Source organism: Sinorhizobium sp. GQ132 (assembly GCF_059758575.1).
Window position 1 is genome coordinate 73,720 of record NZ_JCAXDX010000006.1, and the last position, 24,745, is coordinate 98,464.

At 61.4% G+C, this 24,745-nt stretch carries 24 protein-coding genes; 7 read left to right on the forward strand and 17 right to left on the reverse strand.

Features of this window, described 5'->3' with window-relative positions; all coding sequences use genetic code 11:
* Positions 1 to 60 precede the first annotated feature (60 nt).
* Positions 61 to 1,626 (reverse strand): ABC transporter substrate-binding protein, encoded by a 1,566-nt coding sequence (locus AC6CIG_RS16930; protein ID WP_498323088.1) that lies wholly within the window; start codon positions 1,624 to 1,626, stop codon positions 61 to 63.
* 290 nt (positions 1,627 to 1,916) lie between these two features.
* On the opposite strand from AC6CIG_RS16930, the gene AC6CIG_RS16935 reads away from it, so the two are divergent.
* A complete protein-coding gene (locus AC6CIG_RS16935) occupies positions 1,917 to 2,402 on the forward strand; it encodes a VOC family protein (protein WP_018098506.1) in 486 nt (161 codons plus the stop codon).
* A complete protein-coding gene (locus tag AC6CIG_RS16940; RefSeq protein WP_498323090.1) occupies positions 2,399 to 2,647 on the forward strand; it encodes a DUF4287 domain-containing protein in 249 nt (82 codons plus the stop codon). The genes AC6CIG_RS16935 and AC6CIG_RS16940 overlap by 4 nt, the downstream gene beginning before the upstream one ends.
* Positions 2,648 to 2,794: 147 nt before the next feature.
* On the opposite strand, the gene AC6CIG_RS16945 is transcribed toward AC6CIG_RS16940, so the two are convergent.
* Positions 2,795 to 3,952: an osmoprotectant NAGGN system M42 family peptidase gene (locus AC6CIG_RS16945; RefSeq protein WP_498323092.1), complete on the reverse strand. Its 1,158-nt coding sequence runs from the start codon at positions 3,950 to 3,952 to the stop codon at positions 2,795 to 2,797.
* Positions 3,953 to 4,128: 176 nt separating this feature from the next.
* On the opposite strand from AC6CIG_RS16945, the gene AC6CIG_RS16950 reads away from it, so the two are divergent.
* Both AC6CIG_RS16950 and AC6CIG_RS16955 read left to right on the forward strand, forming a co-directional pair.
* On the forward strand, positions 4,129 to 5,199 hold the full coding sequence (locus AC6CIG_RS16950) for an ROK family protein (RefSeq protein WP_498323094.1): 1,071 nt from the start codon (positions 4,129 to 4,131) through the stop codon (positions 5,197 to 5,199).
* A gap of 152 nt (positions 5,200 to 5,351) precedes the next feature.
* Positions 5,352 to 5,654: a hypothetical protein gene (locus AC6CIG_RS16955; RefSeq protein ID WP_437408144.1), complete on the forward strand. Its 303-nt coding sequence runs from the start codon at positions 5,352 to 5,354 to the stop codon at positions 5,652 to 5,654.
* Positions 5,655 to 5,768: 114 nt separating this feature from the next.
* Here AC6CIG_RS16955 and AC6CIG_RS16960 read toward each other — a convergent pair whose 3' ends face one another.
* The 6 genes from AC6CIG_RS16960 to AC6CIG_RS16985 are packed head-to-tail and all read right to left on the reverse strand — an operon-like array spanning position 5,769 to position 11,762.
* Positions 5,769 to 6,278, reverse strand: coding sequence for a DUF995 domain-containing protein (locus AC6CIG_RS16960; RefSeq protein ID WP_437408145.1), 510 nt, complete (start codon positions 6,276 to 6,278; stop codon positions 5,769 to 5,771).
* Positions 6,278 to 7,255, reverse strand: a complete 978-nt coding sequence (locus AC6CIG_RS16965; RefSeq protein WP_498323096.1) for a glycoside hydrolase family 26 protein — start codon at positions 7,253 to 7,255, stop codon at positions 6,278 to 6,280. Before AC6CIG_RS16965 ends, AC6CIG_RS16960 begins: the two co-directional genes overlap by 1 nt.
* Positions 7,252 to 7,863, reverse strand: coding sequence for a DUF995 domain-containing protein (locus AC6CIG_RS16970; RefSeq protein WP_498323098.1), 612 nt, complete (start codon positions 7,861 to 7,863; stop codon positions 7,252 to 7,254). The genes AC6CIG_RS16965 and AC6CIG_RS16970 overlap by 4 nt, the downstream gene beginning before the upstream one ends.
* A gap of 4 nt (positions 7,864 to 7,867) precedes the next feature.
* A complete protein-coding gene (locus tag AC6CIG_RS16975) occupies positions 7,868 to 9,733 on the reverse strand; it encodes a glycosyltransferase family 2 protein (protein ID WP_498323100.1) in 1,866 nt (621 codons plus the stop codon).
* Complete coding sequence (galE, locus tag AC6CIG_RS16980) at positions 9,730 to 10,716, reverse strand: UDP-glucose 4-epimerase GalE (protein WP_498323102.1); 987 nt, start codon at positions 10,714 to 10,716, stop codon at positions 9,730 to 9,732. The genes AC6CIG_RS16975 and galE overlap by 4 nt, the downstream gene beginning before the upstream one ends.
* Positions 10,716 to 11,762, reverse strand: coding sequence for a UDP-glucuronic acid decarboxylase family protein (locus tag AC6CIG_RS16985; protein ID WP_498323103.1), 1,047 nt, complete (start codon positions 11,760 to 11,762; stop codon positions 10,716 to 10,718). Before AC6CIG_RS16985 ends, galE begins: the two co-directional genes overlap by 1 nt.
* Positions 11,763 to 12,120: 358 nt before the next feature.
* Between AC6CIG_RS16985 and AC6CIG_RS16990 the strand changes: the two genes are divergently transcribed.
* Positions 12,121 to 13,269, forward strand: a complete 1,149-nt coding sequence (locus AC6CIG_RS16990; RefSeq protein ID WP_498323105.1) for an AraC family transcriptional regulator — start codon at positions 12,121 to 12,123, stop codon at positions 13,267 to 13,269.
* Between the two features lie 79 nt (positions 13,270 to 13,348).
* Here the strand turns inward: AC6CIG_RS16990 and AC6CIG_RS16995 are convergent, their stop codons facing one another.
* On the reverse strand, positions 13,349 to 14,095 hold the full coding sequence (locus AC6CIG_RS16995) for an SDR family NAD(P)-dependent oxidoreductase (RefSeq protein WP_498323107.1): 747 nt from the start codon (positions 14,093 to 14,095) through the stop codon (positions 13,349 to 13,351).
* Between the two features lie 105 nt (positions 14,096 to 14,200).
* Between AC6CIG_RS16995 and AC6CIG_RS17000 the strand changes: the two genes are divergently transcribed.
* Positions 14,201 to 14,815, forward strand: a complete 615-nt coding sequence (locus AC6CIG_RS17000) for a TetR/AcrR family transcriptional regulator (RefSeq protein ID WP_498323109.1) — start codon at positions 14,201 to 14,203, stop codon at positions 14,813 to 14,815.
* A gap of 106 nt (positions 14,816 to 14,921) precedes the next feature.
* Here AC6CIG_RS17000 and AC6CIG_RS17005 read toward each other — a convergent pair whose 3' ends face one another.
* A complete protein-coding gene (locus AC6CIG_RS17005) occupies positions 14,922 to 15,341 on the reverse strand; it encodes a DUF1236 domain-containing protein (RefSeq protein WP_018098491.1) in 420 nt (139 codons plus the stop codon).
* 260 nt (positions 15,342 to 15,601) lie between these two features.
* On the opposite strand from AC6CIG_RS17005, the gene AC6CIG_RS17010 reads away from it, so the two are divergent.
* Positions 15,602 to 16,513 (forward strand): SMP-30/gluconolactonase/LRE family protein, encoded by a 912-nt coding sequence (locus tag AC6CIG_RS17010; RefSeq protein WP_498323111.1) that lies wholly within the window; start codon positions 15,602 to 15,604, stop codon positions 16,511 to 16,513.
* 36 nt (positions 16,514 to 16,549) lie between these two features.
* Here the strand turns inward: AC6CIG_RS17010 and AC6CIG_RS17015 are convergent, their stop codons facing one another.
* The 7 genes from AC6CIG_RS17015 to uxuA form a co-directional block, all read right to left on the reverse strand.
* Positions 16,550 to 16,888: a slr1659 superfamily regulator gene (locus AC6CIG_RS17015; RefSeq protein WP_026168975.1), complete on the reverse strand. Its 339-nt coding sequence runs from the start codon at positions 16,886 to 16,888 to the stop codon at positions 16,550 to 16,552.
* Between the two features lie 14 nt (positions 16,889 to 16,902).
* Positions 16,903 to 17,460 carry a slr1658 superfamily regulator gene (locus tag AC6CIG_RS17020; RefSeq protein ID WP_102762651.1) on the reverse strand — a complete coding sequence of 186 codons (558 nt, stop codon included), beginning with the start codon at positions 17,458 to 17,460 and terminating at the stop codon, positions 16,903 to 16,905.
* A gap of 4 nt (positions 17,461 to 17,464) precedes the next feature.
* The gene (locus AC6CIG_RS17025; RefSeq protein ID WP_018098487.1) at positions 17,465 to 19,825 is read right to left on the reverse strand and encodes a SpoIIE family protein phosphatase; all 2,361 of its coding nucleotides are present in this window, start codon (positions 19,823 to 19,825) and stop codon (positions 17,465 to 17,467) included.
* On the reverse strand, positions 19,822 to 21,000 hold the full coding sequence (locus AC6CIG_RS17030) for a class I SAM-dependent methyltransferase (protein WP_127711403.1): 1,179 nt from the start codon (positions 20,998 to 21,000) through the stop codon (positions 19,822 to 19,824). Before AC6CIG_RS17030 ends, AC6CIG_RS17025 begins: the two co-directional genes overlap by 4 nt.
* On the reverse strand, positions 20,997 to 21,515 hold the full coding sequence (locus AC6CIG_RS17035) for a hypothetical protein (protein WP_018098485.1): 519 nt from the start codon (positions 21,513 to 21,515) through the stop codon (positions 20,997 to 20,999). The genes AC6CIG_RS17030 and AC6CIG_RS17035 overlap by 4 nt, the downstream gene beginning before the upstream one ends.
* 72 nt (positions 21,516 to 21,587) lie before the next feature.
* Positions 21,588 to 23,282, reverse strand: coding sequence for a putative bifunctional diguanylate cyclase/phosphodiesterase (locus AC6CIG_RS17040; protein WP_018098484.1), 1,695 nt, complete (start codon positions 23,280 to 23,282; stop codon positions 21,588 to 21,590).
* A gap of 249 nt (positions 23,283 to 23,531) precedes the next feature.
* Positions 23,532 to 24,740, reverse strand: coding sequence for a mannonate dehydratase (gene uxuA / locus AC6CIG_RS17045; RefSeq protein WP_018098483.1), 1,209 nt, complete (start codon positions 24,738 to 24,740; stop codon positions 23,532 to 23,534).
* Positions 24,741 to 24,745: the final 5 nt, after the last annotated feature.

Sequence of the window (24,745 nt, forward strand, 5' to 3'; positions counted from 1 at the left end):
GGTCCGTGTTGGTCGCCACCGGCAGAACGAACATGCCGGTGGCCGTTCCGGGTGCGCGATCTACTCTTTCGTCACGTTATGGAGATCGAGGAGGAATGAGGGCTGCAGCTTGAACCCCTTGACCGCGGCGGTCGTCACCGCGTTCTGCTTCCAGTTGGCGACGAAAAGCCACGGCGCGTCGTCATGCACGATCGACTGTACCTCGCCATAGAGCTTGCCGCGTTCGGCCTGGTCGGTGGACCTGCGCGCCTTTTCCAGAAGCTCGTCCAGCTGCGGATTGGAATAGTAACCGGAGTTGAAGCCTCCCTTGTCGGGCATGGCATCGGTGCGCAACGTCAGATAGGGGACGGTATCCGGATCGTTTGTCATCCAGGCCATCTCGGCCATATCCGCCTTGCCCTCAAGGCCGGGATTTACGCGGCCAAGGAAGGTGTTCCACTCGTAGGTCTCGATCTTGACCTTGAAGCCCACAGCCTGGAGATCCGCCTGGATCGCTGCACCCATGGTGATCGGATCGAGCATGCCCGAGCCGCCTTCGGTAACGTAGAACGTCACCTGCGGATTTTCGACGCCGGCTTCCGCCAGCAGTGCCTTGGCCTTTTCGGGATCATGGGCATAGGGCTCCACCGAGCTTTCCACCCAGTTGAAGGCCGGCGGTATCGGCCCGGCCGCGACCGTCGCCGTTCCCTGCAGCACGTCGTCGACCAGCGTTTGCTTGTTCACCGCATAATTGGCCGCCTGGCGCACGCGCTTATCCGCAAAAGGCCCCTCCTTTGTGTTCAGGATGGCGAACCAGACATGCGGCCCCGCCTGCTCGGCCACGGCGAAATTGGCATCCTGCTCAAAGGTAGCGAGATTGTCCGGCGGCACCTCCACCATCACGTCGATACCGCCGGCCATCATCTCGGCGACACGGGTGTTGGCGTCGGTGATGGGACGGAAGACGACGGCCTGAAGCTTCGCGGCGCCATCCCAGTAATCCGGATTGCGCTCTACGACGACGCGCTGGTTCGACAGCCACTCTACGAACTTGAACGGGCCGGTCCCCGACGGGCTGCGGCCGTATTCCTTGCCATGTTTTTCCACGGCGGCGGGGGAAACGATCAGACCCGTGGGATAGGCAAGATTGGAAAGGAACGGCGCAAAGGCTTCGCTGAGCCTGAACTCGACCGTATGCTCATCCAGCACGTTGACCGCTTCGACGGAGGCGAAGTTGAAGGAAAGCGGGAATGGCCCGGTGTCGTAGAATGGATGGTCCTTCTTCAGCATGCGGTCGAAGTTGAACTTCACCGCCTCGGCATCGAAATCGGAACCGTCGTGGAACTTCACGCCCTGTCTTAGCTTGAACGTATAAGTCTTGCCGTTATCCGAGATTTTCCAGCTTTCCGCAAGCGCCGGCTCGACCTCCAATGTACCGTCCTTGAAACGGACGAGGCCGTCATAGACGTTGACCAGGATGCGGAAGTCGTTGGTTGCGGTCACCGTATGCGGGTCCAGAGACTGCGGCTCGGCAATCTGGCCGACGACGAGAACGTCGGGCGGAGTCTGCGCTGCGGCCGGTGCGGCGGCAGCCCCTGCAAAAGCAAGAGCGGCCAAGGCGATGGCGCTCCGAAACAGCCTCTTCATGGGGAAGATCCTTTCGATTTGGCTTCAGTTCGCGAGGATGTATTTATAACGATAAATCTTCACGTTGCAATAATTTATCATGATTGAATTTGACCTTCACCGCGCGGGACATGGAGGGGATGGCCCCCGACGGGCCCCTCGGCCCGAGGCGTTCGGCCCGCCAAACGAGGTCGGTCGAAAGAGCGTGGTGATTTTTTGACGATGATGTCGGATCGGCGGCGGCTGGTGCGTCTTCTTTATCATCAGGTCGGGTTTTCGATCTGAAGCACAACGACCAGGAGGACGACGCGATGTCTAAGAACACCATTTGTCTATGGTACGACAAGGACGCCGAGGAAGCCGCCCGCTTCTATGCGGACACCTTCCCAGACAGCAAGATCGGAGCCATCATCCGCGCGCCCGGCAAATACCCCGACGGAGAAGAGGGAGACGTGTTGGTCGTCGAGTTCACGGTGGCAGGTGTCGCCTGCGTCGGATTGAACGGCGGCCCCACATTCAAGCATAGCGAAGCTTTCTCATTCCAGATCAGCACCGAGGATCAGGAAGAAACAGATCGCTATTGGAACGCCATCGTCGGCAATGGCGGTCAGGAAAGCGAATGCGGCTGGTGCAAAGATAAGTGGGGCGTATCCTGGCAGATCACACCTCGCACTCTAATGGACGCGCTTACGGCTGGTGGCGAACAGGCAAAACGCGCATTCGACGCGATGATGTCGATGAGGAAAATCGACGTAGCTGCGATCGATGCGGCACGAAAAGGGGCTGACACGGTATGACCACCGACAAGATCAAAGGACCGGCTTCCTATTTTCCATCGATCGAGAAGACATACGGCCGTCCGATCAGTGATTGGCAAGCGCTCGTGCGGATGCACTATCCAGCGAAGCACATGGAACTCGTCGCTATGCTGAAGAGCGAACACGGAATTGGCCACGGCCATGCGAATGCGATCGTCGCGCACACGCTCGTGGAAGACGAGACTCCTGTTTCACGGCGAATTGGAACTGTCGACTTGCGATAGGTTTGCCGGTCGCAGAGGCAAAATAATCGGGCAATCGGCAGCTGCTGTCGATTGCCGCGCTACCCGGCAGGCCTGGCAGCCAAGGTGGATCGAGCGTCTCGCTGACCGAAAACCTGATGATGGTTGCCGTGGCCGTGTGGATGGCGCTCAGGATACGTCCGGCTCGTCCGCCTTCAAATCCTGCTCGGCCTGTCGTACCTTCTGCCGGGTAAAGCCCCGGAGGCCGGAGACCTCCTCCGCGTCGCGCTCGATCTGGACCTCGCTTGCCGCGTGATACACCGCGAGCTTCGCGACGGACATCAGCGCATGGAGATGGATCCGCTCGTAGCCGTGCGACGCGTCGACACCGAAGGTGAGAAGCGCCGTGCGCACGTCGTGCCCCGCCTCGACCGCCGAAGCGGCATCGGAACGATAGTAGCGGAAGACGTCCTTCTGGACGCGGATGCCATACTCGCCGCAAAGCTCGTAAAGTTTTTTCGAAAGGTGATAGTCGAAGGGTCCCGTCTGGTCCGCCATCGCGAGCGTCACGCCGAACTCGTCCGAATTCTGGCCTGGCGCGGTCGTGCCGTTGTCTATCGCCACCAGCGAGGCGATTTCCGGGACGATTGCCGCTGACGCGCCCACACCCACTTCCTCGCCGATGGTGAAGAGCCAGTAGGTATCGACCGGCGTTTCCACCTTCTCGCGCTGCATGGCCTCGAGCGCCGCAAGCATGATGGCGACCCCCGCCTTGTCGTCGAGATGCCGCGAAACGATAAACCCGTTCTCGAGGAATTCGGGCTGCGGATCGATGGCGACGATGTCGCCGACGTCTATTCCGAGCTGCACCAGGTCGTTCCGGCCGCGTGCGAGCGCATCGACGCGCAGCTCGATATGGCGCCAGCCCGTCGGTTGCGTGTCGACCTCCTCGTTGAAAGTGTGACCGGAGGCTTTCAGCGGGAGAATTGAACCGCGATAGGTGCCCTTGCCGGAAAAGATCGAGGCGCGAGCCCCTTCCGCGAACCGTGCAGACCAGTGCCCGATCGATACCAGTTCGAGGCGGCCGTTTTCCTTCAGCGCCTTCACCTGCGCGCCGAGGGTGTCCAGGTGCGAGACGATCCCGCGGGCCGGGCGCTCGGCAGCCCCCGGCCGAAGAGCGCGGATCGCACCCCGGCGGGTCAGCTTGACTTCCAGGCCGAGCCGCTCGAGCTCACGCGCCGTGTGGCGCACCGCCTCATCGGTGAAACCGGTCGGGCTCGCAATGTCGAGCAGAGCTTTCAGGCGGCTGGTGAGATAGTCCGGGTCTATATTGATCGGTGTCTGCATGAATGCGTTGTCGCAATCATGGATGCCTGCGTCAACAATGTTGCCGAAGCGACGCGCGCTCCCGCAGATCGTCGCGCGCGTCTCGAAATCGCCAACGGGAACATCGCACCGCCCGCCACGTTGTAAGGTACTCAGCTATTCGGCAAGGCCAGGCCAGGCGTCACTCGGGAGGTTGCGTGGGCAAATCCGCGAACGAAAAACGAAACGGCGTCCCGCTCATTCATGGCGCCAGCAATCTGCCGTCGGTGACGGTCGACGATTATAATCTGGAGCTGCGTGACGGCGACGGCTTCCTTGGCGACAGGGCCAACAAATTTGCCTTCCAGGAGAAGCTCGACGCCTGGCGCAAACGCGTGCGCAAGGGCGGCGACGACCCGCTGGGCCAGGCCCTGACCCAGGATCTGTCCAAAAAGCAGGTCGATGCCCTTCTGCGCGGCGACGACAAGGAGGCGGCCGCGCTGATCATGGGTGCGGTCGACGAATTCGCCGGCGAGCTCGCCAGCGTTCTCGAACGATTCCTGCAACAAAAGAGCTGGAAAAATACGGAGCGCGTCGTCATCGGCGGAGGCTTCCGGGGAAGCGCAGCGGGCGAACTGGCCATTGCCCGCGCAATGGTGCTGCTGAAGGCTGAAGGCATCAAGATCGAACTTTCCCCCATCGTTCACCATCCCGATGATGCCGGGCTCATCGGCGCCGCGCATCTCATGCCCGCCTGGATGCTGAAGGGCCACAAGGCGATCCTCGCCATCGACATCGGCGGCACCAATATCCGCGTGGGCATAGTCGAGCTGCACCTGAAGGATGAAACCGACCTCTCCAAGGCAAAGGTCTGGAAATCGGACATCTGGCGACATGCGGATGACAAGCCCAACAGGAGCACCACCATCGAGGAGCTCATCGGCATGATCGAGAAGCTTATAGCCAAGGCGGACAAGGCGGACCTCGCGCCGGCGCCGGTCATCGGCGTGGCCTGCCCCGGCGTGATCAACGAAGATGGCTCGATCCTTCGCGGCGGCCAGAACCTGCCGGGCGGCAACTGGGAAAGCGAGCATTTCAACCTGCCTGCCGCGCTCAAGGGCGCCATTCCGCAGATCGGCGACCACGAGACCTTCGTGATCATGCACAACGACGCCGTCGTGCAAGGTCTGTCGCAGATACCTTTCGTACAAAATGCATCGAGCTGGGGAATCCTGACGATCGGGACCGGCCTCGGCAACGCGCATTTCAGCAACAAGGCCGAAAATTGAGGCGCGGCGCGGCAGCTTCCTGGCCGCCGTGAGTGCCCGAATGGTTAAGCGCCTGATGCGCAATCCGGGCGAATTGTCGGTTTTTCCTCGACCGTGAATTAAAGGCTTTCGGCTAACCTTCCTTCACAAGCAAAAAACGGGGAGTTCCGATTGTGAAGGTAAAGTCGAAAGCATTGGCCGGACTGTTCGAAGCCCGCAAAACTATCGCCCGCAGCACCCTTGCCGTCATGCTCGCCGTGGCCACCTGGGGCTGCTCCTCGACGGTCAGCCAGGAAACGACCGCTTCGATCGCGCGGGAAGTCGGCTACCCTTTGCCTGAAAGAAAGCCCGCGCCGGGCAAGCAAGCGGTCACGCAAAAAACGCCCAATCTCGTGCGCTCGGCCTATCTCGGGCGGGCTCCCTATGTCTGCACGCCCAGCGGCTTCGGCAGCACCTCGCGCTGTTTCCTTCGCTGAGCGATTCCGAAAAAGCTTGGGGCGGGGTTGCGGGCCTTTCGACGCCGGGCTCATCTGCGGAGCCGGTTTGAACTGCTGACACCGGCCAGCCGCGCAACCCCTTCCCGACCGGGGTTACTCGACCCGGCCGAGTCTCGCCTCGATGCGGCTCAGGCTCGCGCCCACGTAATTGCCGCGTCGAAGCTTGGCGAATTCGTCATCTGGCCTCACCCGTGCGTTCTTGAAGACGTACCAGGTGCCGTCCGGCTCTCGCCTTTGAAAGATCACGCCACCCCGCTTGGCGTGGCTGAAGCAGGTCGTCGCCGGCGCCGAGCCATCCCTGGCGTGCCATTCGGCGCGGAAGCAGAGTTTCCCCGGGCCGGTGATGAACCAGCGCCCGACCCCATAGGACGGTTTGCCGTTCTCCTTGGACCACGCGGTGAACCGGCGCGCCTGCACCGAGAAATAGCCCGCTCCCTCTTTCCATATCCAGGATTTCTGGCCGTAGAGTTGGAGCAGTTCCGCGTGCGTCAGCGGAGTTGCCTTCCTCTCCGGGCGCGCAGTGGCGGCCTCGGCGAACGAAGCACCGGCTATGCTGGCGGCCAGCGCGATTGCCAAAGGTATTCCTCGGTATATCGATTTCATCACATGCCTCCATCGGGCACTTGCCCGCTAATGGTTTCGCGGACCACCCGCCAATCGGGGCGGCCGTAGCCCTGCGGCCAGTCATAGATCTCGCGATCGTTGAAATAGACTACGGCTGTCAGCTGCGGGAATTCGGCGTGGCGCTCGGCGACCGTTGCCGCCCAGCTTGCTACGTATGAACCACCGCCCTCGTAGCCGAGTTCGGCGACCATGATCGGCTTGCCATAGTTCACCACCCGGCCGTATCCGGGCGCCAGTCGCTCCGCAAATGTCTGATCACGGCCGGTCGTGCCCTGGTCGTAAGGCTGGTAGCCAAACACCGAGAGCCCGACGATATCGACGACGTCGTCGCCTGGATAGAAGGCTTCCAGCCCCTCGTTGCCTTTGGGAGACCACATGAACTTTGCGTGCTTCAGGTGGCTGCGGCAGACAGTCACCACGCGGCGATAGGCTTTTTTGAAGTCCTCGCCCCGCCAATGGGACCAGGAGAACTGGTTGTCGGTTTCGTCCATTTCCTGGCCCCAGCGGATGATGACGGGACTCTTGAGGGCAGCAGCGGCGGAGCAGACCTGGGCCATGTTCTCGTCGCGTTCGCCGCTCAGGATCGAACGCAGGAGCTCCCCTTCGGTCACGCGCCACTCGGGCGACCATGACCAGGGTTCGATGGTGATCATGAGCGAACGGCCGCGGGCTTGGGCATAGTCGTCGGCAAGCGTCAGTGTCGACAGATCGACGTCTTCCCAGGGCAGGAAAAGATGCTCGATCTTTGAGCTGCCCGGCGCGCCGAAGTCGCCGTGGGGATCGTAAGCGCCGAAATCGATCGAGTTCTCCGTCAGTATGGGCCGCTTGTCCGATGGTGTCGCCATCGTCGGCGAATTCAGTTCGGGGATACCCCGCGGCATGTTGGCCGCGAGCACGGTACCCGACAGCAACAGTCCGAGAGATGCAAAGGTAATGGCCTTTGATTTCCTGTTCATTGAACACCTCCAACAGCGTTCATCCCGGCTTGCCGGCCAACGCTATTCTTTGTTTCTTTCACTTGGCCCTCGATACGCTCCTTGAAGGCTGCGAGCTTGGCGGCGACCAGATCCTCCCTGACCAGCCGGTTGAACTCGTCGTCTGTCTGCGTCTTGGCATGTCTGAAGACGTACCAGTCGCCGGACGGCTCCCTCTTCTGGTAGATGGCTCCGTCGAGCGTGCGGTGGCTGAAGCAGGTCTTGTCGCGGGCGGCGGCACCCTGGCTGTGCCACACGGCCGTCAGGCAGAGTTGGCCGCGGTCATTCACGCTCCAGCGGCCTTCGGCCCAGCTCTCCCCCGTGGCCGATTGCACCCAGGCCCGAAAGGCGCGGCCTTCACGGTCCATCCGGCCGGCGCCGCTCTCCCATTTCCAGGTCTTGTCCTGAAAGATCATGTAGAGCTCGACGCCCGTCATGGTGCGGGCCTTTTCGGGAACGGCAACTTCTGCGGACGCCGGTGATTGGCAGAGGGCAAGGACGGCCAACATGCCAAGGGCGAAGCGCCGGCCGGGCAGCGCATGTCGGGTGCCGCGGCCCTCTCTCCCGAAGAATGGGACTTTCACTTTCATGTTCTTATCCCCTCTTAGAGTTGCCGTCCCGCTGTTCCGCGGGGGCGGAAATCCAGCGTGGCCGGAAGACGATCTTGCGCAATGCCGTACCGCCCTGCCCGGCTCCGGCCACCGCATAACGCTCCTCGAAGAGGCGCAGGTGCCCACTGCCCCATGCAAGCGCCTCGAGTCCATCTTTCCCGTGTTCGGCAGTCGCAATGCCGGGCAGTGCTGCAACCGCCAGGAGCCCGGCCGCTATTGCGGGACGATAGAAACGGGAGGCGGTGCCAACGGCGTTTTCTCTCGAATGCCGCAGGACGATGACCAGCAGAAGCAGGCAGTAAATTGCCGCATTGAGGATCGCGAAGAGGTAGAACCCCTTGGCCTTCGCGGCGTCTTCGACGAGCAGGACCGGCAGGGCGGCCAAGACCGCCAGGAAAAAGTAGGGCGCGAGCACGCGCAGGGGCAGCGGATCGACCTCGGATGATCCCTTCGGCGTGACACGGAAGTCCACGAAGGACCCGGTGAGCCAGTCGCGCAGAGCGGCCAGCGTACCGGCAAGCGCCCAGGGCCAGCGCGCAAACAGGAAGAGCATGCACTCCCAGCTCAGGATGTTCGCGTCGTAAGGCCGGAAGGCGCCGGTTGCCCGCCAGCGATAGGCCAGCAGGACGAGGATGATCGAGAGCGGCGCGAAATAGGCCAGAAACTCCGGATAGGTCACGGCGACAAAGGTTTCGCCGCGCGCAAGGGCGACGATCGGCATAGCAAACATCAGCGCCATGAAGCACGCGAAGAGCGGATACCAGAGCTGCGAGAAGAGGAACTGGAACTTCAGTCGCAGCGGCAGCCGGCCGACGAGACGCGGCGAATACTGCAGCAGGAGCATCACGAGACTACGCGACCACTGGAACTCCTGGGTCACCAGGTCGGCAAAGGTGCGCGGTCCGTCGCCATGGGCAATCGCGTCGAGCGCGTGAATGCCGCGCCAGCCTGCCGCATTCATCATCAATGTCGTCGAATGGTCTTCGGCAAGCTCCGGGCCGAGACCGCCGATCTCCTTGAGGGCAGCCGTGCGCACCGCGTAGTGAGAGCCGATGCAGAGTGGCGCAAGCCCGCCATTGTATCCGGCCTGGAGAGCACCGTGCATGCTCGCCTCTGCATGGAGGCGGCCGCGTGCCGACCAGCTTTCTGAAGCATTGCGGTCGCAGATGCTCGGCGCCGAGACGTAACCCACTTCCGGGTCGGCAAATGGGCGCAGCATTTCGAAGAGGTACCCGGGTGCGGGGACGTGGTCGGCATCGAGCTGGGCCACAAAATCGTACCGGGCATAACCGTAGTGATCGTAGAAGAAGGCGAGATTGCCTTCCTTGCAGCGGGTGCGCCGTGGCCATGTGGCCCGGTGATAGTCTGCCCGGCCTTTGCGGGTGGAGACGAGGACGCCATGGCTGCGGCACCAGTCGAGCGTCGCTTCGGAAGGATCCTCGTCTGCAAGCCAGGTGTCGTGCGGCACGTCCTGCGCAAGCATCGCCTCCAATGTCTCGGCGACGACGGAAAAGGGTTCCGACGGTGCCTTGGTGACGACCATAGCAATGCGACTGCCGGCCGGGAGCCGCAACGGCCCGTTCGGTTTCAAGGCCCCATAGAAGACGGCAATGAAATAGGCCGGCAGCAGGGTGACCCAGGCAAGGACTGCGGTCACGATGGTGCTGCCCAAGGCGTCCACGTGATGGCGCGGCTCCAGCCACCAGGACCAGAAATGGACGAGCGCCGCGACCCAGAGCCCCGCCCCGAGCAGAAATTCCATCCGGCGTCCGCGCGTGAGCACAGGTACGAGCCCCGGCTCACCGTCTTCGGAAATGCGCGTCGGCTCATTGGCGGAAAGGACGGTCATGACCGCACCTCCAGCCCGAAGAACGGGGCGGCGGTTCGCACGATCGTCTCGAGATCGGAATATCGCGGCACGAAGCCGAGCGTCCGGCAGGCAAGCCCGGCATCCGCATAAAGCGCCGGCGGATCTCCGGCACGACGCCGGCGAAATACGACCGGGACGTTATGCCCGGTAATTTCGCCGATCGTTCGCAGGACTTCCTTTATCGAGAAGCCGCGGCCGGTACCGACGTTGAGCGCGAGGTTGCCGCCGCCATTGGCGAGATGCCGGTATGCCAGCACATGGGCGCTCGCAAGATCGGCCACGTGAATATAATCGCGCACGCAGGTTCCGTCCGGGGTGTCGTAGTCCTCGCCGAAAATCTCCAGATGCGGAATGCGGCCTGCCGCGGCCATCAGAGCCCGCGGAATGAGGTGCGTTTCCGGGTCGTGCCATTCGCCGAGGTCGCCCTCAGGATCAGCGCCACATGCGTTGAAATAGCGCAACGAGACGTAATTCAGCGCAAAGGCGGCCGCATAGTCGGCGAGCATGTGCTCGGCCATCAGTTTCGTCTTGCCATAGGGGTTGATCGGTACCTGCGGTGTCGCTTCGTCGATCGGCAGCAACGCCGGTACGCCATAGGTGGCGCAGCTCGATGAGAAGATCACCTTGTCGACACCCGTTTGGCGGCATGCATCGAGGAGCGACAGCGTGCCGCCGACATTGTTGTTGTAATATTTCGCAGGATCGGCGACGGATTCGCCGACATAGGCGGATGCGGCGAAGTGGATGACGGCGTCCGGGTGATAGGCCTCGATGACCTTGATCAGGTGCCGCCCGTCCAGGATATCTCCCTGAATGAATGGTCCCCAGCGCACGGCGGAACGGTTTCCGGTCGACAGATTGTCGTAGACGACGGGCTCGATGCCCTCGAGGCACAAAAGCTTCGCGGTGTGACTGCCGATATAGCCGGCGCCACCGGTGACGAGGATACGTGGCGCAACCATTAGACCAGCTCCGCGCTTTCCCGTATCGACCGGGAGAGAAGGTCGTCGAAATAGCGGATCGTGTGCGCAAGCCCCTCGGCCAGATCGACCTTCGGACGCCAACCGAGCTCTCCCGTCGCGAGCGAGATGTCCGGGCGGCGCTGGCGGGGATCGTCGACAGGCAGGGGCCGACGGACGATCTTCGAGCGCGAGCCGGTCAACCGGACCACCTCTTCGGCGAGTTCGCCGATCGTGAACTCCGCCGGATTGCCGAGATTGACCGGTCCGGTAAGGGACGGCGGCGATGCCATGAGGCGGACGAAGCCGTCGATCAGGTCGTCGACGAAACAGAAGGAGCGGGTCTGCGAGCCGTCGCCGTAGATCGTGATGTCCTCACCTTTCAGGGCCTGGACGATGAAGTTGGAAACGACACGGCCGTCATCCGGGCGCATCCGCGGGCCGTAGGTGTTGAAGATACGGACGATTTTGATTTCGACCCCATGGGACTTGTGGAAGTCGAAGAACAGGGTCTCTGCGCAACGCTTGCCCTCGTCATAGCAGGAGCGCGGGCCGAATGGATTGACGTTGCCCCAATAGCTCTCCACCTGCGGGTGGACGTGCGGGTCGCCGTAGATTTCCGATGTGGACGCCTGGAAGATGCGGGCGCCACGACGCGCGGCCAGATCGAGGAGGTTGAGCGAGCCGATCACGCAGGTTTTCGTCGTCTGGATTGGGTCTGCCTGGTAATGCGGCGGCGATGCCGGGCATGCGAGGTTGTAGATCTCGTCGACCTCGAGGTCGATCGGCTCCACGACGTCGTGGGCGATGACGCGGAAGGTATCGAAGCGCTTGAGCGGCGCAATATTGCGCCTCAGGCCCGTGGAGAAGTTGTCGAGGCAAATGACCTCGTGCCCGGCGCCGAGAAGCAGCTCACAAAGATGCGAGCCCAGAAAGCCGGCACCGCCGGTAACAAGTATTCTCTTTTGAAGGCTTCGGCGCCGCAGTGAATCTGTATCTGCATTCGCGCCGAAGAGCGTTCCCCTGAAGTCATTTCTGAAATAGTTCACGGAATAATCCTCACACTATCTGCCAACTTCCAAAATTCATCCACAGCAGGCACAATAAATTGGTGATCGAAACTTTACCGTTCGAAACTACCTTAATTACTTTCGGGCAATGCTTGGAACAACTGTAGGTATTTAATACAAGCAGCAGATGGGGATTGTCGTTATCACCCAATCCCGATTGTTATCCCGCCGTGCATTTCTACATATAACGGGGTATAAACTGGAAACTGGTAGGTGTACCTCGACGATTCGATTCCACCCTGAGGCGAGTTGCGTCAGAGTGGGACAGATTCGACGCTCGGGTAAATCGCTCGTTCGGGCTCACCCGGACGGGCAATCCATTTCGCTGGAGGGTTGCATGACGAAGGACGCCGGATCAGGAGATGACCCCGTCGAAGTTCCTGCTTGGCCCGCCCATATGGAGCGGCGCCGGTGGCCGCGCGATCCGGCAGCCCGAAAGGACCGTTCAGCCGAAAGGTCGCCGGCGCTCGTCCCTTCGCGATTCTCGACCCGTGATTTGCCGCCGCAAGAGCAATTTAGATCCTGGCGGGCGCATATGGCGCCCCTCGTGGACGTGCGCCTGCCCGATGGGATGTCCGAAGAGGACGGCTTTGCGGCCGAACTGACCGGTTGGCATCTGGGCGATTTGCTGATCGTTCAACAGGTGACGCCGGCACATAGTTACGAGCGCTCCCAGACTATGTTGCGCTCGAGCCCCATCGATCATTGGAACGTCGGTCTCTTTCGCAGCGGCCGGTCATGGACAGAAGCCGACCGCCGCGTCACCGAGACGGGGCCGGGGGAGTTCTTCTTCCGGTCGCTCGGCTATCCCTATCGCGGACGCATGACGGATGCCGCATCTATCCTTCTCTTCATGCCCTATGAACTGCTCGCGGACGATGCGGGCAAGCTCGAGGGTGCAAACAATTCGGTCTTGTCCGGCAGCCTCGCCGACCTGCTCGCGAACTATATCAACGGCATGGAAGAAAACCTCGGCAACATCACCGTGGAAGAAGTGCCGCGCATCGTTCGCACGATACGTGACATGGTCGTCGCCTGCGTGGCGGCTGTGAGACCGGATGCGGGAGGCTCCCAGGCGAAAATGGGAGTGATGGAGCGGGCGCATCGATATATCCACCTGAACCTGCACTCGGCCGACCTGACGCCCGAAGCCATATGCCGGGAGCTGGGCATTTCCAGAACCCGTCTCTATCAGCTATTCGAGCCGAGCGGCGGCGTGTTGAACTATATCCGCAGACGTCGGCTCCTGCAGGCATACGCGGAGCTCAGCGATCCGACGAACAACCGGCCCATCGCGGAGATCGCCGAAGCGGCCGGCTTCGACCTCGCCGCCAATTTCACACGTGCCTTCAGCCACGAATTCGGAGCGAGCCCGCGCGAAATCCGCAAGGCTGCGGCCGCCGAACGCCTCGCCACGCCCGTTGCCCCGCCGGAGCGGGACCGCGGGGCGACGATCGGCGACTGGCTCAAGTCGGTTCAAGGATGAGGGATGAGCGGCGCACACGTGGCACCTGTTCGGGCGTCATGGACTATCGACACGGTCATGATCGTCGTGGTTTCCGGCATCAAGCGTTGGCGCCGCCGTCTATGGTCAGCGAAGTACCGGTGACGAACTTGCCTTGCGGCCCCGCCAGCCAGGCGACGAGTCCGGCAATGTCCTGCGGCTCACCGTAGCTGCCGGTGGCGATACGTTCCCGTTGCGCTTCGGCATGGTCGCCATTGGCCGGGTTCATATCGGTGTTGGTCGAGCCTGGATGAACGATGTTGACGGTGATCCCGCGCGGTCCGAGGTCACGGGCCAGGCCTTTCGTCAGGCCGGCCAGAGCAGCCTTGCTGGCCGAATAGAGGCTGATCCCCGGCCAAGGAACCAGTTCGGCCAGGTTGCTGCCGATCGTGATTATCCTGCCGCCGTCACCGAGATGCCTTGACGCGGAACGAATGGCCACGAAGGGCGCACGGAAGTTGACCGCCATTACCTCGTCGAAATCGGCGACAGTCGTCTCCTCCAGAGGAGCCGAGTGCCAGATGCCCGCGCTGTTCACCAGAATGTCCAGCCCGCCCAAAGTTTCCACTGTCTGTCGAACCGCCTGCTCGATGGCTTCGGCGTCGCGGTTGTCGGCGCGGATTGCTACGGCGCGACCGCCCGCCTGCTCGATCTCGGACACGACCGCCTGCGCCTGGTCGGCCGCATTCACATAAGTCAGCGCCACCGCTGCCCCCTCCAGAGCAAGCCTTTTGGCGATAGCCGCGCCGATACCCCTGCTGCCGCCGGTAACGAAAGCGGTCTTTCCGCCCAAACTGATCGATGTCATCGGAAAACTCCATTTTTGTAATGATCGATACATAAATGTTGCCCGAGCTTGCCAATGCCTGTCAAGCGATATATTTATCGATCGTTACAGAAAAGAGTTGATCCTATGTCCGACAAAGGCAGGCCCCGCAGCTTCGATCGGGCCGATGCGCTGATGCGCGCCATGCAGGTGTTTTGGGAGAAAGGATACGAGGGCGCGTCGCTGACAGCGCTGACCGCCGCCATGGGCATCAATGCGCCCAGCCTTTATGCCGCATTCGGCTGCAAGGAAGCGCTCTATCTGGAGGCAATGGAGCTCTACGCGCAAACGGTCGGCACCGAAATCTGGGAGCCGCTGGAGACAGCGCCGACGGCAAGGGAAGCGGTCAAGAGATTCCTTTTCGCGACAGCCGAAGCCTATTCTCAGCCGGATACCCCGCACGGCTGCCTGATAGCGCTCGGAGGACTTCACCAGGCAGCGATTCCCGAAGCGGTCTGCGAAGCGTTGACCCGTCACCGCACGGAAAACATCGATAAGCTACGCCATCGACTGGAGGCTGCAATTGCCGAAGGCGAGTTGCCCGATGGGGTGGATGCCGGCGCCGTCGCGACCTTTTATGCGACGGTACAACATGGAATGTCGATTCTCGCGCGCGACGGCGGCAGCTATGAAGCGCTGAAAAACGTCGCCGACGGCGCAATGGCCGCCTGGGGCGTGTTGACGCAAAACGCGGCGTCATAGGAATGCCCGGCGGGCTTCGGATACTCGCCGGGCAAGCTTGAGGTTCACAGCAGGAGAGGAAAGGCTACGCGGCTTCTCCCGCTCGAACGCGTGTAATAGCCATAATTTACTGAACGACCTGCACCACCGTGCGGCTCTTCGGCTCGACGATGACGCGCTTCTCGTTGACAACCGCATAGGCATAGCGCGTGTCGTCCGGGATCGGCGTGACCACCACCGTCTCGGGCAGCGGCTTTCCGACTACGATCTCCTGTTGAACGACGACCGGCTCTGCCGGAAGCGGCTGAGCCTCTACATACTCGATTACCTTCGGCGGCGGCGGGTCGAGCGCCGCACCCGCGACTGCTCCTGCGACACCACCAACGGCAGCCCCGACAGGGCCTCCTATGACTGCACCTGCAGCAGCTCCGCCGGCTGCGCCGGTAACGGTGCTGTTCTTGGTCGTGCTCTGCGCCGCTGCTGGAGCAGCAAAGCAGCCGAGCCCGAGACCCAGAACAAGGGCACCTTTGACGATCAGATCTTTCATCAGGCATTCTCCCGTTATGCGAAATGCGTCCCTTCCGCCAAACAACCCGTTGGGCTCAGGAGTTGTTCCGTGGCTTGGCGGAATGCGTCACGCAGCGAGCAGGCGAAATCGCGCCTTCATGCCCTGCTGGAGGAAATCCATGCAGGCGATGGGGGTGGCGCCTGTTCCCTTCGGCCGGTGTCAAACTATAAGTGAAACCCTACAGCCGGAGGTATTTGCCCGCACGCACGCCAAGGCTCTCGGGAAATGGAGGAACAGCATTGGCCGACAATCCGCTCTACGAAATTCGCGACGAACGTTTCCGTTCGTTGATCGTTCGCAGCGCAGCGCTCGAAGAACTTTATCGCGGCTGCCGCTGGGCGGAAGGGCCGGTCTGGTTTTCCGACCTCGACTGCCTGATCTGGAGCGATATTCCGAACCAACGCATGATGCGGTGGACGCCTGACGGCGGCGCTTCCGTCTTCCGCTCCCCCTCGAACTACGTAAACGGCAACACGCGCGACCGCCAGGGCCGCCTGATCTCCTGCGAGCACGGCGGCCGGCGCGTGACCCGCACGGAACATGACGGCCGCATCACCGTGCTCGCCGACAGTTATGAAGGAAAGCGGCTCAATTCGCCGAACGATGCCGTGGTGCACTCCGACGGCTCGATCTGGTTTACCGATCCGACCTACGGCATCATGTCGGACTATGAGGGCCACAAAGCGGAACCGGAACAGCCGACACGCAACGTCTACCGCATCGACCCTCTATCCGGCACTATCAAGGCCGTCGTCAGCGATTTCATCCAGCCGAACGGGCTCGCCTTCTCACCGGACGAGGCGCGGCTCTTTATTGCCGACTCGGGATCTGCAAAGCACGAGGTTCCTCGCCATATTCGCGTATTCGACGTCGCCGCTGGCGGCGTCCTCGCAAACGGCCGCTATTTCTGTTCCATCGACAACGGCAATCCGGACGGCTTCCGTTTCGACGTGGCGGGAAATCTTTGGTGCAGTGCAGCCGACGGAGTGCATTGCTTCGACCCCGACGGCACCCTGCTCGGCAAGATCCTCGTGCCGCAGACGGTATCGAACCTCACCTTCGGCGGTCCCAAGAAGAACCGCCTCTTCATGACGGCCACCCGGTCGCTCTATTCCATCTACACGGCAACGAACGGCGTGCAGTATCCGTGATGCCCTCAGCACGCCTTCGAACTGGGGGAGCGCCCTTCAGCTTAGCCTCAGATCGACGCCGGGGTGGAGTTTCTTGAGGTTCGGCAGGGACTTCGTCTGCCAGGGGAACTCGGAGCTTCCGCGAACGGTAAACTGGATGTTCGGCCGCTTGCGCGCTTCGATGGTGAGCTTCGCGAGCAGGTTGATTCCGGAGGAATTGAGGAACTGCAGTCCCGTGAGATCCACGGTCATGCGCTCCGGCTCGGCTTCGAGCATATCCATTACGAGGGAGAAAATCGGGGCGTAGGCTTCGGTGCTCGGCAAGCGCATCGTCCCGTCGAAATAGATGTCCTTGTCTTCCGACCAAACGCGATATTCGTCTTCCTTGATTTCCATGTTTTCGTTGTCCGTCAATTCGAGAGGTCGGGGATGGCGATAGAAGCATAGGTTTCCAGCGGGATCTTGCCATCCGCTTCGCCGGATCCGAATATCCAGGCGAAGTGTGCACCATAATCGCTCATGAGCGTCAAAAGTCCAAGGCCGGAACCGGAGCCGGATCCTGTTGCGTTCGCCTCTATCCGCTCAATCAGAAGGTCGGACGGATCTCCTATCGTTATTTCAGAAAGCAGATGGCGGAACTTGTCGGCCGTGCCCTCGTCGACAAGATTGGAAATCTTGGTTCGGAACGTGTTGGAGGCGATCGCCGCCTCTACGACGATTTCGCCGCCTGCACGGAATTTCACGGCGTTCTCTATCAACTCGTTGGTCAGATAGCCGACATTGTGCCGGACTTCCTTGTAGAGGCCGCGGGACGTCTTGTAGCGCAGAGCCGCGAACTCGGCGACGAAGTCGGACGTCATCGCGCAATGCTTCCAGCCGAGATCGAGCGGGCCGTCGAAGAGACGTAGTTTCGTCGAATTCTCGCCCGTGCCGACGGCAAGGTCCTCCAGTCCATATAAGGTCGTCATCCGCTCACCTGTGCCTCATCACCACCAGAGTGATATCGTCATGAATTTTCTGGGTGCCGATATGTGCCATCAAATCCTCGATGATACCGGCCTTGACGTCCTCGGCGCTGCTGCCATAGCGGCATCGCGCGCTTTCGCAGAGCCTTTCGATACCGAAGAGTTCGCCGGTTCCGCTTTCCGCCTCCGTCACGCCATCGGTATGGAGGATGATCATGTCGCCGCGACCGAAGGAGATTTCGCGCGTTGCGACAAAGGCGGAAATATCCGGCTCCAAACCGATGGGCAGACCGAGATCCAGAGTGTCGATCCGCTCCACCCTTTCCAGATCTCTGATGACAATCAGCTCCTCGTGCTGCCCCGAGAGCGTCAGCCTCGCGCCGTCATAGTCGAGAAATGCCAGGGAGAGATGCTTGTTGGTCCTGGTCCTGACGAGATTCTTGTAGATCGCCCGGTTCACGCGATTGAGGAATTGCGCCGGCTCCATCTCGCCCATTTCCTGCAAGGCGCGGGCTACGGATTGGACCATCAGCATCAGCACGCCGCTCTCGAGACCATGCCCCGTCACGTCGCCGATGCCGATCTTCAGCCGCTTTCCGTCTTTCAGAACGTCGTAATAGTCGCCGCCGACCTCGTCGGCGGGCCGCATATAGGCGGCGATCTCCAGTTCGGCGATTTCCTCGAGCTCGCCGGCCTTCGGCAGGACCATCATCTGGATATGGCGGGCAACGGCGAGTTCAGCGCCGAGACGCAGGTTCTCGCTGCGCAACTGCTGGTTCAGCGCTGATATCTGGAGGTTCGCCTCCTCGATCTCTTTCGTCCGATCCTCGACCAGCTGTTCGAGGTTCTCGGTGTGGAAGCTGATCTCTTCCGCCATGCGATTGAAGGCGGCGCCGGCGTCACCGACCTCGTCACGCGTCGGAATGTCGACCCGCACCGAATAGTCCTTGGCCTCGATGCGCTTGGCGGCATTGGCAAGGGCGCTTATGCCGCCGGTGATCCGCTTGGATATGGCAAATACGGCGGCAATGACGAAAAGCAGGGATACGAGGAGCGCCAGGACCTGATAAATCAAGATCCTGTTTGTCGCCTCCGAGATCCCGGCTTGGGCGGCAAACAGCGAAGCGTAGATTTCCCGCTCGGGCACGGCGATGCCGAGCAGCATCGCTTCACGGCGGACCGGGCCGGATGCCCAAAGGTTGGTCGGCTGCAACTGTTTCAGCACGACCAGATAGGGTACCCTCTCGCCGTTCTCCTCAAGGAAAATATGCTTGAGCAGGCCATCCTCGCCCAAAGGCAATTGCGCAATTTCCGGCTGGGCGCTGCGACGGAGAGAGCGATCGAGACCCGTCACACCTCCGCTGGCAGCCGCGTTCGACGCCCGAAGGCCAATGATCTTTTCTCCAACCGGATTGATGGCAACGACGTTGCCGTCTGACATCGTCAGAAAGCCGAAGCCGGTCTCGGCAACCTTGACGTTCTCGACGATCTCGGCCAGCTGGTCGAGCGTGATATCCGTGCCGGCAGCGCCCAGCACACGGCTGCGGTCGCGCGACCACAGCGGCTGGAAGAAACTCACGATGAGCTTGCCGGTTATCGCATCGGTATAGGGCGCCGTCTGAGTGACGTCGCCATTCACGGGACGTGACTTCGGATCATGCACCCATTGTTCCCAAGATTCGTAGAGCCCGGGAAAGAAGAAAGACCAGAACTCCGCCGAATTGTGTCCCGGGTAGAGCTTATCGAAGGTCTGGGCCTGGTCAGTGTAGGGCGCAGTCCTGAATATCGGTCGCTCTTTCGGGCCGATATAGTACATCTGCAGTTTCGACTGACCGTTTGCGAGCAGGCTCGGCGCGACAAGGTCCAGAACCGCGCTGTTCTCGATGTCCGTCTGCACGTCGGGAAGCGGAACGTGATTCTGGTCAAGAAGATAGCCCCAGACGCTGACGACCGATGGAGGGCCCGGCAGGTTCTGAGCCCATCCCCCTTTCTGATCGTACGCGACCGTCACGGTTCCCGGCGCGCCGCGCGCCATTGCCTCCCCGATTTCCGACTTTCTCACCGGCCGATCGATCTGCTCCTGAAGAACCCCCGCCAGTGTGCCCACATCGGAGTGGACCTGGTTGAGCAGCAGGTTGACCCGAGCAGCCGTGGTTGCCGCATAGGAGCGGATATAGTCCTGGTTGGCCTCCTCAAGGCCGCGGCCGACTTCCGCCGCCGCGTCGCGGGAAAGTCTCTGCACGTTCCAGAGCGCAAGACCGCCGGTCACGAGCAGATCAAAAAGCACCGCGCTTCCGACGACCAGCACGAACTTGGCGCGGAAAGAGCGCAGGCCCAATCGGGAGGTGCTTTCCCCGGGCAGGCTCATAGCGGCTTGCGCCCTGAGGCGGCCCAGATCGGCCAGCCGGCATAACCCTTGGGATGGAGGGCCGCGAATATGTGGTCCCGGAAACCCTGCCGGAAACGTTCGATGAACTCGGGCGGGTCGCCGCGCTTTACGGCCATTTCACCGGCATAGACATTCTCCCAGGCGGCGATGATATCGGCGAAGTCCTGGGGGTCTCCGTCGAGATTGGTGACCATGAACGATTCGACGATGATATCGTCAAAGCCGGCATCGACAAGATAGCGCTTGCTCTTCGGTCCGAGCTCCACATCCATCTCGAAATGGCTGAACAACCTCGCGACCTCGTTGTAGGTCCATTGAATGCTCTGTGCGCGCGGCTCGCCGAGACAGTGCGAATTTTTCTCGTTGGTTATATAGACGCGCCCGCCCGGCTTGCAGATGCGGAAGAGTTCCTTCAGGAGCACGTCCGGCTGATTGAAGATCTGCAGCGAATGGCGGCAGGTGACGAAATCGAACTGGTTATCCTCCAGCAGCATCTCGGAGGCATCGCCATAGGTATATTCGATATCCGTGACGCCGAAACCGGACGCCACATCGCGTGCATAAGCGAGGCTCGCTTTTGAATGGTCGAGCGCGACGATGCGTGCCGGCTGGAACTCCTTTCGGGCCAGCATGGCGAAATCGCCGATGCCGCAACAAATGTCTGCCATCGTCATACCCGGGCGCAGGCCGTGACGCGGGAGGATCGTGCGCTCGTGGCGCCAGGTCATTTTCGTTTGCGTGCGCAGGATCGGGATGAAGCTCGTGTTTTCCACGAAGCTCTGCCCGGGATAGAACTTCGAGTCGTAGACCTCGACGGTCACTTGCGGCTCGATCCTGTTCAAATGGGCGAACATGCGCTCGGTCCAGCCCACGACGCTCGAGGTCACGACGACGAAGCGAATGTCCGACCGCGTGCGACAGGCATCGAGAAGGACGCGCGCGAAGGCGTGATAGGCCGTGTTGTTCATCTGTACCAGGCGCTTGACGTTGATGTAGAGAACGCCCCGCACCTCTTCGATTGCGCCTTTGAGCATCGATATGCATGCGGCAATCTCGTCGGCCGAGCGCGGCCGCATCACCCCGGAAAGAGCGAATTCCTGGCTATTCGGGTCGAATTCCACCTTGAAGGGAACTGCAAACGCTGTCGTACTCACCTCACCACTCCTTCAAGAGGCAGATCCACGACAAGCCTGATCGATGGCGGATCGCTTTCGTCGAGCCGGACGTCGGCATCGAAATTGATCGACAAGTCCAAAAGAACGGCCTCGCGACTCGGTGCGAGATCGGTGGAGATGGAATCAAGGTAGCGCGCATGGGCGTCGCCGTCGCGGGTCTTCGACACCGCCTCGCGATAAAACTGCCTCTGCCCGGGCGGGCACGGGAACGTAAGCTCCACCCGCTCCGTCGGCCCCCATCGATAAACCGCACAGCCGATCCGGCCGTCGGGCGAGCCGCTGCGAAACGAGACCTCGAGGAGTTCGTTCAGGGCGGACGAGAAGAAATTCGAGTGGCGAACGGGATCAGTGCGATTGTGACTTATCATTCGCGCCATGAAGGTCGACAGCTGATCGCAATGGTTCCAATCGGAAAGAAAGGCGCCCATCTCCATCTCGAACTGGAGCAAGGGCTCGAAAGCGGCTTCCGTGGGCTGGTTCTCGGCTCCGTGCATGCGGCTCCCTCCCTTACGCAAAAACGCCACGAGATTCAAAGGCTATACTAAATAATTCCGGCATTGACCCGCTCATCTTCGCTGAAGACCTGCCGCAGGGATGGCCGGCGTTTTGCGGAGAAAGTCGGCTATCGCTTCCGCGCGCATAGGCACCCCTAAAAAATATCCCTGCAGGCGATCGCAGCCTTCATTCCTGAGCCAGGCTGCTTGCTCCGCGGTCTCCACTCCTTCGGCGGTAACATCCATGCCGAGGCCGTGGGCGAGCGCGATGATGGAGCGCACGATCGTCTGGCTCTTCTCGTCCCTTTCCAGGTCCCTGATGAAATATTGGTCGATCTTGATCGTGTCGAAGGGGAAATTCTTCAGGTAGCTCAACGACGAATAGAAGGTGCCGAAATCATCAAGCGAAATCTGCACGCCTAATACATTCAAAGTATTGAGCGTATCGAGGTTGTTGGTCGTACGCTCCAGAAGCACCGACTCGGTGATTTCGAGCTCGAGACGGTCTGCGCGCATGCCGACCAGGTCGAGCGTCTGGGCCACGCGGTCCGTAAGCCCCTCGTGAAGGAATTCGGCGGGAGAGAGATTGACGGCGATCGTGAAGTGGGACGGCCAGTCCATGGCAGCCCGGCACGCCCGCTCCAGCAGCCATCGCCCTATGTCGCTCATCAAACCGTCGGCTTCCGCCATCGGAATGAAGACACTCGGAGGGATGATGCCGACCAGCGGGTGACGCCAGCGCAAAAGAGCTTCGAAGCCGACCACCGCCGAGGAGGGCTTCACCAAGGGCTGATATTCAAGGAAGAACTGCCCCTCCTGAAGGGCGGTGCGCAAGCTTCGGCGCAACATTTCCCTTTGTTCCAGCACCATGAGCATCGAGCGGCTGAACGTGCTTGACCGGCCCCGACCGTCCTTCTTCGCAGCATAAAGCGCGATATCGGCAGCTTTCATCAGTTGCTCGACCTCGTTGCCGTCCGCCGGCGCGACGGCAATTCCGACGCTTGCTCCGACGAAGACGTTGATGCCCTCGACCGTGAACGGTTCCTTGAACGCGTTGATCAGTGCGTCTGCCAGACGTTCTGCTTCGCTCGGCTGATCGGCCCTCCACTGAATGACCGCGAACTCGTCCCCGGCCAGACGGTAGGCGAATTCCCGATCCCTCAGGACGCTCCTGATCCGGTCCGCCGCCATCTTGAGAACGGCGTCGCCTGCCCCGTGTCCCAATGTGTCGTTGATCGGCTTGAAATCGTCGAGGTCGATCTGCATGAGCGCCAATCGGACGCCGTTCGGCACAGGCAATGCGCCCCGCAGCTGATCGCTGAACTGCCGCCGGTTAGGCAACCCAGTGAGAACGTCATGGGTCGCCTGATGCAGGAGAAGAGCACGGTCGCTCTCGCCCTGACTGAACGCTTCGCGGTAGGTGGAACTGCTTTCAACTTCGACGACCCCGATGCCGCGCGCACTGCGGAAAATGACGAGCGTGCGTCGGCTCCCGGTCGATGCATGGGCAATCTCGACGGTTCGCGGCAATCCGCTTGCGACGACGAATTCGACGGCGGACTTCGGTCCGGGCGCCAGCAGTTCCGGATAGATGTACCAAAGGGACGCCTCGACGAGAGAATCAACGGCATAGGTCTGTCTGTGCCGCGGCGTGCATTCGACGAGCTGAAAACTCGCGTCATAAAGCGAGACAAGTTCGTCGGAACCGGCGAAAAAGTCGGACTCGACGGAAGATGAAGCAGGCAGTGTCGTATCGCCGTCCGGCATCCTCGCCTTTCCTTCCGTTCCGTGTCGCCCGAGCAAGCCCCTGAGGCTACAGTTCGCTATCTTCGATGCAACCCTGCCATTCCCAGAAAAATTATCGCGGAACGTGTCGCGGTCAATGGCGCACGACTGCAGAGAGTTAATTTGCGTGATTCCGGCGGAAAGATGGCTAAGGGTTGAACTCGGCTGCGGGCACGCAGCCGCGGCCGATCCATCTTGTCGGACCGGTTTCCGGACGCTACGGCGCAAGGATCAACTTCTCGCGGCAGGCAGACCATACGTCGCGTGCGAGAGAGCCCTCTCTATGCCGCGCAATTCTGCGAGCCCTTTCAGTCGGCCGATCGCCGGATAGCCGGGCTGGGCCCCACGGGAGAGATCGTCGAGAATCTCCTGCCCGTGATCCGGCCGCATCGGAATCTGGTGGTCCGACCGTCCGGCGGCGCGCCGCCGCTGCTCTTCCTTGAGCAGTTCGGCAATGACGGCCACCATGTCCGTGTCGCCCTCCAGATGCTCGTCCTCGTAGAAGGAACAGGGTGTCCGTTCCTCCTCGCGATGGACGTTGCGCAGGTGGACGAAATGAATTCGGGACGCGAACTGGCGGGCCATGGCCGGCAGATCGTTGGCGGCAAGGGCGCCGAGAGAACCCGTGCAGAGGGTGACGCCATTGGCCGGGCTGTCGACCTCCCGCAGCATAAAGGCGTAATCTTCGGCGTTCGAGAGAATGCGCGGCAGGCCGAGCAGCGCCCAGGGCGGATCGTCGGGATGGGCACAGATGTTGATGCCCGCCCGTTCCGCCACCGGCGTCACTTCCGCGAGGAACTCTACCAGGTGACGCTGCAGTTTTTCGCGACTGACGCCGTCATAGGTGCGCAGATGCTCTCGAAGCTGCGGCAGACTGTAGCCGTCGGCGGAGCCGGGAAGCCCCGCGCCGATATTGCGGGAGAGCGCGAGCCGCCGCTCCTCGGTCATTTCACGAAACCGCCGCTCGGCCGCCTCCACCGTCGGCGCGTCGTAGTCCTCGTAAGCGCCCGGCCGCTCAAGGAGATGGAGGTCGAAGGCCGCAAAGTCGATGCGGTCGAAGCGCATCGCCTTGGCGCCGTGGCGCGCGGTCCAGCGCAGATCGGTGCGGGTCCAGTCGAGGACCGGCATGAAATTGTAGCAAACCGTGTGGATGCCGGCGGATGAAAGACGGCGCAGCGTTTCCTGCCAATTGGCGATGTGCTCGCGCCAAGGACCGGTCTGGGTCTTGATGGACTCGGAAACGGGCACGCTTTCCACAACCTCCCACTCCAACCCGCCTGCGCGGACCTCCTCCTGCCGCTTGCCGATCTCTTCAACGGGCCAGACGTCGCCGGTCGGAATATGGTGCAGCGCGCTGACGATCCCGTGCGCACCGGCTTGCGCTGCATCTTGAACGCTCACCCGGTCCACCGGCCCGAACCAACGCCATGTATGTCGCATGTGAA

Excerpts from the sequence above, each read along its gene's own strand:
- AC6CIG_RS16930 (WP_498323088.1), bottom strand. The coding sequence starts at position 1,626 with ATGAAGAGGCTGTTTCGGAGCGCCATCGCCTTGGCCGCTCTTGCTTTT.
- AC6CIG_RS16935 (WP_018098506.1), top strand. The coding sequence starts at position 1,917 with ATGTCTAAGAACACCATTTGTCTATGGTACGACAAGGACGCCGAGGAA.
- AC6CIG_RS16940 (WP_498323090.1), top strand. The coding sequence starts at position 2,399 with ATGACCACCGACAAGATCAAAGGACCGGCTTCCTATTTTCCATCGATC.
- AC6CIG_RS16945 (WP_498323092.1), bottom strand. The coding sequence starts at position 3,952 with ATGCAGACACCGATCAATATAGACCCGGACTATCTCACCAGCCGCCTG.
- AC6CIG_RS16960 (WP_437408145.1), bottom strand. The coding sequence starts at position 6,278 with ATGAAATCGATATACCGAGGAATACCTTTGGCAATCGCGCTGGCCGCC.
- AC6CIG_RS16965 (WP_498323096.1), bottom strand. The coding sequence starts at position 7,255 with ATGAACAGGAAATCAAAGGCCATTACCTTTGCATCTCTCGGACTGTTG.
- AC6CIG_RS16970 (WP_498323098.1), bottom strand. The coding sequence starts at position 7,863 with ATGAAAGTGAAAGTCCCATTCTTCGGGAGAGAGGGCCGCGGCACCCGA.
- AC6CIG_RS16975 (WP_498323100.1), bottom strand. The coding sequence starts at position 9,733 with ATGACCGTCCTTTCCGCCAATGAGCCGACGCGCATTTCCGAAGACGGT.
- galE (WP_498323102.1), bottom strand. The coding sequence starts at position 10,716 with ATGGTTGCGCCACGTATCCTCGTCACCGGTGGCGCCGGCTATATCGGC.
- AC6CIG_RS16990 (WP_498323105.1), top strand. The coding sequence starts at position 12,121 with ATGACGAAGGACGCCGGATCAGGAGATGACCCCGTCGAAGTTCCTGCT.
- AC6CIG_RS16995 (WP_498323107.1), bottom strand. The coding sequence starts at position 14,095 with ATGACATCGATCAGTTTGGGCGGAAAGACCGCTTTCGTTACCGGCGGC.
- AC6CIG_RS17000 (WP_498323109.1), top strand. The coding sequence starts at position 14,201 with ATGTCCGACAAAGGCAGGCCCCGCAGCTTCGATCGGGCCGATGCGCTG.
- AC6CIG_RS17005 (WP_018098491.1), bottom strand. The coding sequence starts at position 15,341 with ATGAAAGATCTGATCGTCAAAGGTGCCCTTGTTCTGGGTCTCGGGCTC.
- AC6CIG_RS17015 (WP_026168975.1), bottom strand. The coding sequence starts at position 16,888 with ATGGAAATCAAGGAAGACGAATATCGCGTTTGGTCGGAAGACAAGGAC.
- AC6CIG_RS17020 (WP_102762651.1), bottom strand. The coding sequence starts at position 17,460 with ATGACGACCTTATATGGACTGGAGGACCTTGCCGTCGGCACGGGCGAG.
- AC6CIG_RS17025 (WP_018098487.1), bottom strand. The coding sequence starts at position 19,825 with ATGAGCCTGCCCGGGGAAAGCACCTCCCGATTGGGCCTGCGCTCTTTC.
- AC6CIG_RS17035 (WP_018098485.1), bottom strand. The coding sequence starts at position 21,515 with ATGCACGGAGCCGAGAACCAGCCCACGGAAGCCGCTTTCGAGCCCTTG.
- AC6CIG_RS17040 (WP_018098484.1), bottom strand. The coding sequence starts at position 23,282 with ATGCCGGACGGCGATACGACACTGCCTGCTTCATCTTCCGTCGAGTCC.
- uxuA (WP_018098483.1), bottom strand. The coding sequence starts at position 24,740 with ATGCGACATACATGGCGTTGGTTCGGGCCGGTGGACCGGGTGAGCGTT.